Annotated in this window: 14 protein-coding genes; 3 read left to right on the forward strand and 11 right to left on the reverse strand. The window is 65.6% G+C overall.

Annotated features, from left to right (window positions below; translation table 11 throughout):
- Both ACXJL8_RS06205 and ACXJL8_RS06210 read left to right on the forward strand, forming a co-directional pair.
- Positions 1-666: a sulfite oxidase-like oxidoreductase gene (locus ACXJL8_RS06205; protein ID WP_456619261.1), complete on the forward strand. Its 666-nt coding sequence runs from the start codon at positions 1-3 to the stop codon at positions 664-666.
- 27 nt (positions 667-693) lie between these two features.
- Entirely contained in the window at positions 694-1,917 is a 1,224-nt protein-coding gene (locus tag ACXJL8_RS06210) for a bifunctional alpha/beta hydrolase/OsmC family protein (protein ID WP_456619262.1), read from the forward strand.
- Between the two features lie 10 nt (positions 1,918-1,927).
- On the opposite strand, the gene pdxR is transcribed toward ACXJL8_RS06210, so the two are convergent.
- A complete protein-coding gene (gene pdxR, locus ACXJL8_RS06215; RefSeq protein ID WP_456619298.1) occupies positions 1,928-3,358 on the reverse strand; it encodes a MocR-like pyridoxine biosynthesis transcription factor PdxR in 1,431 nt (476 codons plus the stop codon).
- A 100-nt stretch (positions 3,359-3,458) separates the two neighbouring features.
- Between pdxR and ACXJL8_RS06220 the strand changes: the two genes are divergently transcribed.
- Positions 3,459-4,376 carry a DMT family transporter gene (locus tag ACXJL8_RS06220; protein WP_456619263.1) on the forward strand — a complete coding sequence of 306 codons (918 nt, stop codon included), beginning with the start codon at positions 3,459-3,461 and terminating at the stop codon, positions 4,374-4,376.
- Here the strand turns inward: ACXJL8_RS06220 and ACXJL8_RS06225 are convergent.
- From ACXJL8_RS06225 to paaX, 10 genes are all read right to left on the reverse strand, one after another.
- The gene (locus tag ACXJL8_RS06225; protein WP_456619264.1) at positions 4,355-5,413 is read right to left on the reverse strand and encodes a YeeE/YedE family protein; all 1,059 of its coding nucleotides are present in this window, start codon (positions 5,411-5,413) and stop codon (positions 4,355-4,357) included. The two genes, ACXJL8_RS06220 and ACXJL8_RS06225, sit on opposite strands and share 22 nt — an antisense overlap.
- Positions 5,414-5,415: 2 nt before the next feature.
- Positions 5,416-6,420 carry a quinone oxidoreductase family protein gene (locus tag ACXJL8_RS06230; protein WP_456619299.1) on the reverse strand — a complete coding sequence of 335 codons (1,005 nt, stop codon included), beginning with the start codon at positions 6,418-6,420 and terminating at the stop codon, positions 5,416-5,418.
- Between the two features lie 52 nt (positions 6,421-6,472).
- A complete protein-coding gene (gene paaK / locus ACXJL8_RS06235; protein WP_456619265.1) occupies positions 6,473-7,804 on the reverse strand; it encodes a phenylacetate--CoA ligase PaaK in 1,332 nt (443 codons plus the stop codon).
- A 53-nt stretch (positions 7,805-7,857) separates the two neighbouring features.
- Positions 7,858-8,304 carry a hydroxyphenylacetyl-CoA thioesterase PaaI gene (gene paaI, locus ACXJL8_RS06240; RefSeq protein WP_456619266.1) on the reverse strand — a complete coding sequence of 149 codons (447 nt, stop codon included), beginning with the start codon at positions 8,302-8,304 and terminating at the stop codon, positions 7,858-7,860.
- A 55-nt stretch (positions 8,305-8,359) separates the two neighbouring features.
- On the reverse strand, positions 8,360-9,442 hold the full coding sequence (gene paaE, locus ACXJL8_RS06245; RefSeq protein ID WP_456619267.1) for a 1,2-phenylacetyl-CoA epoxidase subunit PaaE: 1,083 nt from the start codon (positions 9,440-9,442) through the stop codon (positions 8,360-8,362).
- Positions 9,443-9,444: 2 nt separating this feature from the next.
- Entirely contained in the window at positions 9,445-9,954 is a 510-nt protein-coding gene (gene paaD / locus ACXJL8_RS06250; RefSeq protein WP_456684754.1) for a 1,2-phenylacetyl-CoA epoxidase subunit PaaD, read from the reverse strand.
- Positions 9,948-10,724, reverse strand: coding sequence for a 1,2-phenylacetyl-CoA epoxidase subunit PaaC (gene paaC, locus ACXJL8_RS06255; protein WP_456619269.1), 777 nt, complete (start codon positions 10,722-10,724; stop codon positions 9,948-9,950). The genes paaD and paaC overlap by 7 nt, the downstream gene beginning before the upstream one ends.
- Positions 10,724-11,011 (reverse strand): 1,2-phenylacetyl-CoA epoxidase subunit PaaB, encoded by a 288-nt coding sequence (gene paaB / locus ACXJL8_RS06260; protein WP_194476975.1) that lies wholly within the window; start codon positions 11,009-11,011, stop codon positions 10,724-10,726. The genes paaC and paaB overlap by 1 nt, the downstream gene beginning before the upstream one ends.
- A 10-nt stretch (positions 11,012-11,021) precedes the next feature.
- Positions 11,022-12,014 carry a 1,2-phenylacetyl-CoA epoxidase subunit PaaA gene (gene paaA / locus ACXJL8_RS06265; RefSeq protein WP_456684755.1) on the reverse strand — a complete coding sequence of 331 codons (993 nt, stop codon included), beginning with the start codon at positions 12,012-12,014 and terminating at the stop codon, positions 11,022-11,024.
- A 76-nt stretch (positions 12,015-12,090) separates the two neighbouring features.
- On the reverse strand, positions 12,091-12,957 hold the full coding sequence (paaX, locus tag ACXJL8_RS06270; RefSeq protein ID WP_456619300.1) for a phenylacetic acid degradation operon negative regulatory protein PaaX: 867 nt from the start codon (positions 12,955-12,957) through the stop codon (positions 12,091-12,093).
- Positions 12,958-13,057: the final 100 nt, after the last annotated feature.

The raw sequence follows: 13,057 nt of genomic DNA on the forward strand, positions 1-13,057 counted from the left end.
ATGGCCGACGACAACGAGCTGCCACCCGACAGCAAGCTGACGCGCACCAAGCAAAAATGGGCGCGCGACGGCCAGTTCCTCACCGGCCGGATCACGCGGCCGGAAGACCAGCGGCTGCCGCCCGGCCAGCATCTCACCAAGGACTGGCCGGTGCTCGATCTCGGGGTCGTGCCACCGGTCTCGCGCGAGCGCTGGCGGCTCGACGTCTATGGCGCCATCGAGAACCCGGTGTTCTGGACGTATGTGGAGTTCGCCGCCCAGAGGCAGGCTCAGTTCACCTCCGACATCCACTGCGTCACCACATGGTCGCGCTACGACAACCAGTGGGAGGGGCTGGCGACGCGCGAGCTGCTCGCGGCCTGCCAGCCGCGCGACGATGCGCGCTTCGTGGTGCTGCATTCCTATGACGGCTACACCACCAACCTCGCGCTGGACGACTTTGCCGCCGAGGACGCGCTGCTCGCCCATAGCTGGTCGGGCCAGCCGCTGTCGGACGAGCATGGCGGCCCGGTGCGCCTCGTCGTGCCGCATCTCTATTTCTGGAAGAGTGCCAAATGGCTCCAGGCCATCGAATTCCTGACCGAGGACGCGCCGGGCTTTTGGGAAGTCCGCGGCTACCATAACCGCGGCGATCCCTGGGCCGAACAGCGCTATTCGGGCGATTAGGTTCAAGCAAGAACGGGGGGAAAGCCCATGCCGACGGAACGCTTTCAATTCACCGGTGAAGGCGGCCACCAGCTTTCGGCCGCGCTCGAACTGCCGGACGGCGAGCCCGCGGCTGTCGCGCTGTTCGCGCACTGCTTCACCTGCGGCAAGGACACGCTGGCGGCCAAGCGCATCTCGGTCGCGCTTGCCGCCAAGGGCATCGCGGTGCTGCGCTTCGACTTCACCGGGCTCGGCTCCAGTGAAGGCGATTTTGCCAATTCGACGTTCTCCTCCAACGTCACCGATCTCGTGCGTGCCGCCGATCATCTGCGCACGACCCGCAAGGCGCCGTCGATCCTGATCGGCCACAGCCTCGGCGGGGCCGCCATCCTGGCGGCAGCCGGACAGATTCCGGAAGCAAAGGCAGTCGTGACCATCGCGGCGCCGTCCGATCCCGCCCACGTCACCGGCCTCTTCAAGGAGCATGTCGACGCGATCCGCGCTCAAGGCGAGGTCGAGGTGTCGCTTGCAGGGCGGCCGTTCCGGATCAAACGCGAATTCCTCGACGACATCGTCGAGCATGAACTGATGAAGGACGTCACCGGCCTGCACAAGGCGCTGCTGGTGATGCATTCGCCGGTCGACGATACCGTGGGGATCGACAACGCCACGAAGCTCTTCGTCTCGGCGAAGCATCCCAAGAGCTTCGTCTCGCTCGACCACGCCGATCATCTGCTGACCAAGCCGGTCGACGCGCTCTACGCGGCCGATGTGATCACGGCCTGGGCGAGCCGCTATGTCGAGGCCGCAAAACCCGCCAAGGCGATGGATCTCCCGGAGGCGCCGCGCAAGGTCGTGGTTCAGGAGACCCGCAAGAGCAAGTTCAACCAGACCATTTCCGTCGGCCCGCATCGCCTCGTGGCGGACGAGCCGGTCGCCGCCGGCGGCGAGGATGCCGGACCTGGACCTTACGATTTCCTGCTCGCCGGCTTGGGTGCCTGCACCTCCATGACCATGCGTCTCTATGCCGACCGCAAGGCGCTGCCGCTCGACCGCGTCACCGTCACGCTGAAGCACAGCAAGATCCACGCAAAGGACTGCGAGGAGTGCGAGACGCACGAGGGCATGCTCGACCAGATCGAGCGTGACATCGCGATGGACGGCGCACTCGATGCCGAGCAGCGCAAGAAATTGATGGAGATCGCCGACAAGTGCCCGGTGCACCGGACACTGACCTCGGAAATCCGCATCGTGACCAAGGCGGTTGACTAACGCTGCCGGTCTAGAAGCACGACGCCATCGTCCGCACCGCCGCGCTGATCTCGGTCTCGCGCCAGGCCGCAAAGCCGAGCAGCAGGCCGTGATCGCGCGGCCTTCCGAGGGACAGGCCCGATAAGGCCCGGGTTTCAACCCCCGCAGCGACCAGCCGCTTCACCGCGGCCTGATCAGCCGTGCCGCGCTTGAGGCGCGCGACAAGCTGGATACCGCCCGAGGGCACCTCGACCGAGAGCGCATCGCCCAGATGGCGCTGCAATCCGTCGACGAGGTGATCGCGGCGCGCGTGATAGAGCCGGCGCATCCGACGAAGATGCGCGAGGAAATGACCGTCAGCAATGAACTCAGCCAACGCCTCCTGCGTATGGCTGGACGCGATCAGGCCGATGTGCCGCTGCGCGATCTCCAGGGTGCTGACCAGCGCCGGCGGCACGACGAGATAGCCGAGCCGGATATCCGACGTCATCGCCTTCGAGAAGGTGCCGACATAGAACACGCGGCCATGGGCGTCTAACCCCTGCAAGGCCGGCACCGGCCGGCTGTCATAGTGAAATTCGCCGTCGTAATCGTCCTCGACGATCCAGGTCTTGCCGGGCTTGCTCGCAGCGAGAAATTCGGTGCGGCGGGCCAGCGACATCAGCCGCCCGGTCGGGTGCTGGTGCGATGGCGTCGTGAAGATCAGCGTGGGTGCCGCGCGGCCCGGCATCCGCTGCATGCCCTGCTCGTCCAGCCCGACGCCGATCACGCGCGCACCGGAGGCGCGGAAGGCAGCCGCAGCCCCGGGATAGCCGGGATCCTCGACCCAGACATCGTCGCCGGGCGTGATGAGTGTGGCCGCAATCAGGGTCAGCGCGGCCTGCGCGCTCGGCAGGATCATGATCTGGTCTGCCGTAGCGCGGACGCCCCTGCTGCTCGCGAGATAGCGCGCCAGCGCCTCGCGCAGGCGCGGCCGGTTGACCGCTCCGAGTTCGCGCTTGCCCGCACGCACGGCGCTGCGGCGCAGGCAGCGGGCCCAGACTTCGTTGGGAAACTCCCTGAAATCGCCGTGCCCCGGGCGCAAGGGTTTCAGGAGCGCCTGATAGGACATCGGCCAGTCGGTTTGCTTCAGCTTCGAAGCCCAAGGCGAGAGCTGCGTCTTGGCGGAGCGAACGTTCGACGCGACGACGCCCGTCCCCTCGGTGCGCTCACCACCGTCGACCGTCACCACGGGACGGCGGCCATGCGACGCCTCGAGATATCCCTCCGCCGCAAGCTGTTCGAACGCATAGGTGACGGTGTTGCGCGAGACGCCGAGATCGCTCGCAAGCCGGCGGCTCGACGGCAGCGCACGGCCTTTGCCGAGACGGCCGGCCGCGATCAGGCTTCGGAGCTGGCTCGTGAGTTGTGCCACCAGCCCCTCATCGTCGGCCCGCTTCAGGTCGACCAGGGCAGAAATCATCGCCTCGGAAACTGGCACCTTTGTCTTCTCCGATCTGGCACTTTTTCAGGTGCCACTCCGGATGCTATCCACCGCATCGGATTGCTTCAAGGACCTTGCGATGAACTCTTCCCTGTCCCCCCGCACGGCCGTTGGCCTGTTCCTGATTGTCGTGCTGGCCTGGGGCGTGAACTGGTCGGTGACGAAGCAGCTCGTCCAGTTCCTCTCCCCGCTGTGGACGTCAGCGATCCGGAGCTGGATCGCGCTGGCTGGATTGTTCGTGATGCTCGGATTGAGCAAGAATCTGGTGATCCCGGACCGGCGCGACATTCCTGTGGTCCTGAGCGTGGCGCTGCTGCACATGACGGTGTTCTCGGTCCTGGTTGCGGCCGGTGTACGCTTCCTGCCCGCGAGCAAGGCCATCGTGCTCGGCTACACCACGCCGCTCTGGGTCGCGATCGCCGCGCCCCTGTTGGGTAAGGACACGCTGACGGCGCCAAAGCTCGCCGGCGCCCTGCTTGGGCTGATCGGCCTTGCCGTGATCCTGAACCCGACGTCCATTGACTGGACCAATACGAACGCCGTGCTCGGCGCCGGCATGGTCATCCTGGGCGCGATCTCCTGGGCGGCGAACATCATCTACATCCGCGCGCACCGATGGATCGCGTCCCCGCTGCAGCTCCTGGTCTGGCAGGTGCTCGTCGCGACCATCGTGCTGACGGGATCGGCGCTGATCGCGGATGGCCCGCCGCACGCGGAATGGTCGTGGAGGCTTGTGCTGCTGTTCCTGTATTCCGGCCTGATCGGGACCGCGCTGGCCTATTGGGCGATGTCGATGGTCAACAAGAGCATCTCTGCATTGACGACCTCGCTCGGTACCACGGGGACACCGCTGGTCGGCATCGCCAGCGCCGCAATCCTGCTGGGTGAACCGATCGATATGAGCCTTGCCGTCGCCGCCGGGCTGATCGTCACCGGCATCGGCCTTGCAACACTGGGCGACCGGCTGCTGCGTGGTCAGGCTACCGCGAGCGGCTGAACGCGCAGTGCGCCGCGCAGGCCGGCCGCCGTGCCGAGCAGGATGCCGGCGACCGCGACGAACGAGCCCATCGCCAGCGTCGACAAGCCGGTGAGGCCCTGTCCGATCGAGCAGCCGAACGCCATGACGCCGCCGATCCCCATCAGCGCGGCTCCGCCGGCGGAACGCAGCATGTGGCGTGGCGAGGAATAGCCCTCGAGATGAAAGCGGCCCGTTGCGAGCGCCGTCGCGCAACTGCCGGCGAAGACGCCGGCAACCGTCGCGATGCCGAAGTTCAGTGTCAGGCCGGTCGAGAGCATGGCGTATTGCAACGCATCGGCAATCGGCGCGATGAAGGTGAGCGAGGTCACCGGGACCGGGTTGAAGTCGTCGGCGCCGAGATAGCCGGTGACGAACCAGCCGCCGGCGACCAGGAGGCCGACGATGACTCCGGCTGCGATCTGGCCCGGCGAGCGGCGGAATGCCGGGTGCGCGAAAGCAAAGATGATCAGGGCGACGGCGATTGCGGCAGCCGCCGACACGCGCGAGACGGCTTCGCCGAGGCCGAGCGTCGCCAGCACCGCGGGCAGTGAATTCGCATTGACGGTGGCTTGCGAAGCCTGGACGAGCGCGATGCGGGCCGGTGCGATCAGGCCTTTGAGCGTCATCTGTGCTGCGATGGCGAGCACGATCACGACGACGAAGGACCGGAGATTGCCGCGGCCGAGCAGCACCAGCGCGCGCGAGCCGCAGCCGTTCGACAGCACCATGCCGTAGCCGAACAGCAGGCCGCCGAGGAACAGCACCGGCGCCGAAAACGTCTGTTGCAGATAGATCGACTTGCCTAGATCGACCATGCCGCCGCCGGCGAGGAACTGGCTGGCGGCAATCGCAACTGCGATCGCCAGTGCATAGGTCCGCGCCAACCGCCCGTCGCCGTCAGCAAGAAAACCGCGCATGCTGCTCATCAGGCAGAAGCCGCTGAGCAGGCCCACGGCGCCATAGACCAGGCCGATAATGAGGCCGGCGAGGATGACGAGTTGCGCGGACGACTCCATGGTCACGGCTTCAGGATCACCCGGTCGCGCGAGGAGCCGGCGACGGCGACATACGCCTCCTTGGCGCGCTCCAGCGGATAGACGGAGTTCGCCTTGATCGGGAACGGTTTCAGGTGGCCGCCGGCAAAGCCGGGGCCGAGATCGCGCAGCACCGCGCCCGTTGCGGCCGATGACAGGCCGAGCGTGTCGATTCCGACATAGGTGTGCTGGCCGCGATAGAACTCCAGAATGTTGAACTGCACGATGCGGTCGATTGCGGCGATCAGGATCTGTCGGCCGCGAAGCGCCAGCGACTTGTGCGCGGCCTCGAAATAGGGATCGCCCACCGTGTTGAAAACGATGTCGGCACCCTTGCCGCCGGTCACTTCGCGCACGCGCGTTGCGACGTCCGTGGCGGACGCGTTGATCACCTCGATGGCAGCGTTGGTATGGCCCTCATAGGCCTCCGCCTTGCGCACCACGCCGATGACGCGCGCGCCCTGCCAGGTCGCGATCTGGACCGCGGCCTGGCCGACCTTGCCGTTGACGCCAAACACCAGAACGGTTTCGCCGCTCTTTGGAATACCGGCCCGGCGAAAGCCTTCCATCGCGGTGACGAAGGGCACGCCGATGCCGGCGGCCTCTTCCCAGGAGACGGTCTTCGGCTTCTCCACCACCGCATCAAGTTCGACCACCAGATGCGTGGCGTGGGTGCCGTCGCGGCGGATGCCGAGATCGCCGGAGGAGCCGAACACCTCGCGGCCGACCGTGCCGGCCGGCCCGTCGATCACCACACCGGCGTAGTCGCGGCCTGGCGTGCGCGGGAATACGGCATAGGGCATCAGGCCGGTCGCGGCCTTGACGTCGGACGGATTGACCGCGGCCGCTCTCACCTCGATCAGGAGATCGTTCGGAGATCGCGTGAGCGGATGGCGCTCGACAACCGGCGCAACCGCGGCGGCGTTTTCGGCCTTGGCATTGAGGCGGACGCAGCGCGCCTCGACGGATTTGGTATCGGCTGGCGACATGGAAAAGACCCGCGACTTCTCGCGGGCCTTGTCGCCCCTGCGGAGGGTCAAGTCAATCCTTCGGCCGCTTGTCGTAGAGCCGCTTGGCCTTGCCCAGCGAGCGCTCCAGCGTGGCCGGCGCAACCACCCGCACGGTGGAGCTGATGCCGATCGTGTTCTTGATATGGGTCGAGATCCGGTCCGCATGGTCGATGAGCCCGCGGCCGTCCCAGCTCTCGGGGCGAGCCTCGGCTATGATGGTCAGTTCGTCCATCCGGCCCTCCCGGGTCAGCTCGAGGATGAAGTGCCCGCCGCACCAGTCGGTCGCGAGCAGCACCTCCTCGATCTGGGTCGGGAACAAATTGACGCCGCGCAGGATGATCATGTCGTCCGAGCGTCCCGTCACCTTCTCCATGCGCCGCATGCCCGGCCGCGCCGTGCCCGGCAACAGCCGCGTCAGGTCGCGGGTGCGATAGCGGATCACCGGGAAGGCTTCCTTGGTCAGCGAGGTGAAGACCAGCTCGCCCTTCTCGCCATCCGGCAGCACCGCACCGGTCTCGGGATCGATCACTTCGGGATAGAAATGGTCCTCCCAGATGTGCAGGCCGTCCTTGGTCTCGATGCACTCCTGCGCGACGCCAGGGCCGATCACTTCGGACAGGCCATAGATGTCGGTCGCATCCATGTCGAAGGCATCCTCGATCTCGCCGCGCATGGCGTTGGTCCAGGGCTCGGCGCCGAAAATGCCGACCTTGAGCGAACACTGGCGCGGATCGAGTTTCTGGCGCTTGAACTCGTCCAGGATCGCCAGCATGTAGCTCGGCGTCACCGTGATGATGTCGGGACGAAAATCGTTGATGAGCTGCACCTGCCGCTCGGTCATGCCGCCCGAGATCGGCACCACCGTGCAGCCGAGCTTTTCCGCGCCATAGTGCACACCCAATCCGCCGGTGAACAGACCGTAGCCATAGGCGTTGTGGATGATCATGCCGGTGCGGCCGCCGGCGGCGCGAATCGAGCGCGCCATCACCTCCGACCATGTATCGATGTCGGCTCGCGTATAGCCGACCACGATCGGCTTGCCCGTCGTGCCGGAGGAGGCATGCACGCGCACCAGCTTTTCGCGCGGCACGGCGAACATGTTGAAGGGATAGTTGTCGCGCAGGTCCGTCTTCACGGTGAACGGAAATTTCGCGAGGTCGGACAGCTCGCGAAAGTCGGACGGATGCATGCCGGCCTTGTCGAAGGCTTTGCGATAATGCGCGACATTGTCGTAGGCGTGCTTCAGCGACCAGGCGAGCCGCTGTTTCTGCAACGCCATGATCTCGTCGCGCGAGGCGCGCTCATGCGCGTCCGTCTCGGCACTATAGGTGTTGCCACCTTCCTTGAGCCTGGTCAGAGCCATCGTCGTTTCCCCTCAACATTGGTTTGTTCTTTTCTTGATTGGTCTTGTCTTTGTCAGTCCTGCGCCGGCAGCCACGTGCCGGCAATGACACGCGAATGGCCGCGGAATTCCGCGATGACGGTATCGCCCGCGGTAACACGCACGTCGTAGATCCCGGAGCGGCCGCCGCGGCTGATCTCCCGCGCCTTCGCGATGAGCCGGTCGCCGAGCTTGCCCGGCTTGATGAAGGTGATCTGCCCCTGCGCCGCCACCACGCGTTCATTGTGCGAATTGCAGGCGAACGCGAAGGCGGAATCGGCGAGCGTGAAGATGAAGCCGCCATGGGCGATGCGCTGGCCGTTGACCATGTCGGGCCGCACATTCATCGCCAGCGTCGCAAAGCCCGGGCCGATCTCGACGATCTCCATGCCAAGACCTTTGGAGGCATCGTCCTCCGCCCACATCGCATCGGCGCAAGCGCGGGCCACATCGTCGGGCGACAGGGCTGCTTTGACGTTCACGCGCTTCTCCCGGCTGATTTTTGACCCATGATGTTCTGCTGGTTGGCCAAGGCTGTCAAACGTGGTCATAGTCCACCACCACCCGCTCCGACGATGGCTTGGCCTGGCAGGTGAGCACAAATCCGGCCTTCAGCTCCCATGGCTCCAGCGAGTAGTTCAGGTCCATCGGCGCCTCGCCCTCGACCAGCTTGGCGCGGCAGGTCGAGCACATGCCGCCCTTGCAGGCGAAGGGCAGATCGACGCCGGCCCGTAGCGCCGCATCGAGGATCGCCTCATCCTCCGCGACCGGCACGTCGCGGCGCTTGCCGTCGATGATCAGGGACGCGATCGCCTTCGGCGGGGCGTCCGGAGCAACGACCTTCTTCGGCCGCGGCTTTCCGCCGAATTCGGAGACGAAGCGCTCGACATGGATCCGCTCGTCAGCGATGCCGAGATCGCGGCAGGTCGCTTCGATGTCCTCGCTCATGCCAGCGGGACCACAGATGAAGACGTGGTCGACGCTTACGGCCGGCACCAGCGAGCGCAGCAATACCCTCACCTTCTCGCCGTCAAGCCGGCCATGAAGGATCGGGATATCCTGCTCTTCACCCGAGATAACGTGGAAGATCGAAAGACGATCGATGAAACGGTCCTTCAACTCCTCGATCGCCTCGAGGAACATGATGCTGTCGGTCGTGCGGTTGCCGTAGAACAGGAAGAAGCGACTGTCCGGCTCACGCACCAGCGTGCCCTTCACGATCGACACGATCGGCGTGATGCCCGAGCCCGCGGCAAAGCCGACATGGATGCGCGGACTATCTGCCGGCGGGACCACGCCGAAGCGGCCGGTCGGCGTCATCACGTCGAGCTCGTCGCCGCATTTCAGTTCGTCCGCCGCCCAATTCGAAAACGCGCCGCCGTCGACCTTCTTCACGGCGATACGGATTTCGCCATCATCGGGGCCGGAGCAGATCGAGTAGGAGCGGCGCACCTCCTCGCCATCCAACATCATCCGCAGCGTGAGGTATTGGCCGGGCGTGAAGGCGTAGTCGCCGGCGAGTTCACCCGGAATGGCGAAGGTCATCGAAATGGCATCGGACGCCTCACGACGGAGATCGTTGACGGCCAGGCGATGGAAACGCGGAGCGGCTGCGGACATGGTCAATGACACTTGAAATAATCAAAGGGTTCGCGACAGGTCTTGCAGCGCCACAGCGCCTTGCACGAGGTCGAGCCGAATTCGGACAACAGCTCGGTATTGCCGGAGCCGCATTGCGGGCATGCGATTGCCTGCTCGCCGAACAGGGCGCGGCGGGAGCTCGAGGCCTGCGGCGGCGCGATGCCATAGGCGCGCAACTTCTGCCGTCMCTCCTCGCTCATCCAGTCGGTGGTCCAGGCCGGCGACAGTACCGTACGCACTCTTGGGTGGCGGAAGCCGGCACGCTCCAGCGCAAGCTTGATTTCGAGCGCGATCATGTTCATGGCCGGGCAGCCCGAGTAGGTCGGGGTGATCGCGACCTCGACATGATCTCCGTCGACAGCAACATCGCGCAGCACGCCGAGATCGGCAATCGTCAGCACCGGAATTTCCGGATCAACGACGCCGGCCGCCGCATCCCAGGCGCGCTGGCGCAACTCGGTTTCCCTGTCGACGTCGAGTGCGGTCACCATGTCAGCCCCGGGAAAGTACGCTGCATCGATTGCAGCTCGCTGAGGAGATGGCCGAGATGTTCGCTATGGCGGCCTTCACGGCCGCCCTGCTGCATCCAGTCGTTCTTCGGCAGCGTGAGCGTGGCCTCACCGGTGACCCCCGAGACAGTCTTCAGCCAGCGACCGCGCAGGGTCTCGGGGTCGACCGCGATCCCGGCCTGGATCAGGCCGCGTTCGGCGGCATCGACCGCAAACATCTCGCCGGTGAAAGCCCAGAGATGATCGATCGCGGCTTGCGCACGGACGTGGCTCTCTTCCGTTCCGTCGCCAAGCCGGATGATCCATTCCGAAGCATGGCGCAGATGATAGGCGCTCTCCTTCTCCGACTTGGCGGCAATGGCGGCAAGCGTCGTATCGCGCGAAGACATCATCGCACGCCAGTGGAGGTCGGCGAAGGCGGAATAGAAGAACTGCCGCACCAGGGTCTGGGCAAAGTCGCCGTTCGGCTGCTCGACCAGCAGCAGGTTGCGGTACTGCCTGACATCGCGGAGATAGGCCAACCGGTCCTCATCATTGTCCCTACCCTCGACCTTGGCCGCGTAGCTGTAGAGCTCGCGCGCCTGGCCGATGAGATCGAGCGCGATGTTGGAGAGCGCCATGTCCTCTTCCAGCATCGGCGCGTGCCCGCACCATTCCGACAGCCGGTGGCCGAGGACCAGCGCGTCGTCGGCGCGGCGCAGCGCGTAGAGCACCAGCGGCGTTTCGGAGACCTGGATGTTGGCAATGGGCATCACATATGCCCCACTTCTTCCGGCACCTCGTAGAACGTCGGGTGCCGGTAGATCTTCGATTCCGCCGGCTCGAACATCATGCCCTTCTCGGCCGGATCGCTCGCGGTGATCGCGGTCGATGGCACCACCCAGATCGACAGGCCCTCGCCGCGGCGGGTGTAGATGTCGCGTGCGGCTTGCAGCGCCATCGTCGCGTCGCTCGCATGCAGCGAGCCGACATGCTTGTGCGCAAGCCCGTTGCGGCTGCGAATAAAGACTTCCCAGAGCGGCGTGTTCGGCGTGGACATCTTGATCTTCCTACTCCGCGGCTTGCGCGGTCTGACGGTGCTGGCGCTTGGCGRCATAGCTGGCTGCCGCCTCGCGCACCCAGGCCCCCTCATCGTGCGCCTTGCGGCGCGCGGCCATGCGGTCGCGGTTGCACGGGCCGTTGCCGGCGAGCACCTGCTTGAACTCGGTCCAGTCGATCTCGCTGTAACGCCAGTGCCCGTCGGCATCCTGAATCATGCCGGGATCAGGAATGGCGAGCCCGAGATATTGCGCCTGCGGCACGGTGGCATCGACGAATTTCTGGCGCAGCTCGTCGTTGGAGAAGCGCTTGATCTTCCACTTGGTCGAGGTGTCGCTGTGCTGGCTCGTGGCATCGGGCGGGCCGAACATCATCAGCACCGGCCACCACCACCGGTTCAGCGCGTCCTGCGCCATCGCCTTCTGCTCGCCGGAGCCGCGGCACAGCGTCAACATGATCTCGTAACCCTGGCGCTGGTGGAACGATTCCTCCTTGCAGACGCGGATCATCGCGCGCGCGTAGGGGCCATAGGAGCAGCGGCACAGCGGGATCTGGTTCATGATCGCGGCGCCGTCGACCAGCCAGCCGATGGTGCCGATGTCGGCCCAGGTCAGCGTCGGATAGTTGAAGATCGAGGAGTATTTGGCCTTGCCGGCGAGCATGGCATCGACCAGCTCCTCGCGCGAGGTGCCGAGCGTCTCGGCGGCGGCATAGAGATAGAGCCCGTGGCCGCACTCGTCCTGAACTTTCGCAAGCAGCGCCGCCTTGCGGCGCAACGACGGGGCGCGCGTGATCCAGTTGCCTTCGGGCAGCATGCCGACGATTTCGGAATGGGCGTGCTGCGAGATCTGACGCGTCAGCGTCTTGCGGTAGGCCGCCGGCATCCAGTCATTCGGCTCGATGCGCTCCTCGGCATCGATGCGGGCCTGGAACTGCGCCGCCCGCGCCGCATCTTCGACGTTGCGGTCGTCGGCCTCAGCCGTATTGAGCGCCTGGGTATACATGCGCATCCTCCCGATTTGTTGGGAGGCAATATATAACAAGAATTAGTTCATGCAAGATATTTCTGTAACATAAAAATCAGGCGCCGAACCTCCGTTCCAGGAGCTTTCGCGCCGGTGGCAACGGCCCCTTCTCGTTGGTTCCATGCTCGTCGAGCCACTGCTCCGACGGAGCAAGCAGCGCGCGATAGATCTCGCCACAGAGTTCGCGGGCGGCCCTGCCCGGCCAGTCCACCGGCAACAGGCTCTCCGGCAGCAGCGGATCGCGCAGCACGACGCGGCGGTAGTAGTGGATCAGCAGGATGCGCGCGGTGAAGGCGTCGGCCGCGGACAAGTCCGATCCGCGGCCGATCGTGGTGCGGAGCGGCTCGAACGTCTTCATGAACTTCAGATAGGCGTCCGCGGTGCGGTCCAGCGGCCAGCTGGCGCTGAGCAGACGGCGTCCACTGTCATCTTCCGCGGAGACTTCGAGACGAATGGCGCCGGCAGCCGCATCCGGCACCGGCACGCCGGAGGGCGCGACCCACACGCCCGGCAGCGGACTGCCGAAGCCGGCGTTGCGCAATGCGTCGCGCGAGACGTCGCGATCCTCGCCATTTCCGATCAGCAGGAGCTCGAAGCGGCCGGTCCAGTCCGACGGCGGCGGATCGTAGATGTGGCGCGTGGCGGCCTCGAACGTCTGGCGGCCCTTTTCGGCAAGGCGGTAGAAGCTGTTACGGCCGACCTTTTCGCGCGTCAGCCAGCCATCGGCCGCCAGCCGCGACATCGCGGTCCGCACCACGCCACTGTCGATGGCGAGGCCCTCGAAGAATTCCAGCAGCGTACCGAGCCACACCGAGCCGCCACGCGGCACGATGGCATCGCCGAACACGGTGATGACGATGGAGCCCGTGCGCGACGGTTCGCGCTTGAGCTGGTCGATGATGCGGGAGAGCGGATGCGCCATGCGCAAGGCATAGCGCGATTGCTGCGGGCGCGACAATGGACAGGAGCGACGCTTCTTTCCTCCCTCTCCCCGTTCTTACGGGGAGAGGGTTGGGGTGAGG

This window comes from Bradyrhizobium sp. P5_C11_2 (assembly GCF_054049755.1).